Source organism: Pseudomonas sp. PME37.24/025 (assembly GCF_055556615.1).
In genome coordinates, this window is record NZ_JBVHNK010000408.1 from 1 (window position 1) to 248 (window position 248).

Annotated in this window: 1 protein-coding gene; it reads right to left on the minus strand. The window is 59.3% G+C overall.

What is annotated here, in order from left to right; translation table 11 throughout:
• Positions 1-248 (minus strand): tetratricopeptide repeat protein (locus tag ACZ3HH_RS30860; protein WP_465810492.1); only part of this gene is annotated, 248 nt, incomplete at both ends.

Consider the following 248-nt stretch of genomic DNA (forward strand, 5'->3'; position numbering starts at 1 on the left):
GATCGGCCAGGACATGCGGGTTGTTCGGGCCCAAGGTTGGCTCGCGAATCGCCAGCGATTGGCGCAATAGTGGCTCCGCCTCGGCATATCGATGCGTCCATCGGTACACGGCCGCCACATTGAACAACGCATCAGCGATCAATTGGTGATCCGGAGGAAGCCTTGCTTGTCGAGTTTCCAGTGCCTGGCTCGCGAATCGCAGCGCCTCGGGATAGCGGCCGAGATAGCGATAAACAGTAGCGAGATAG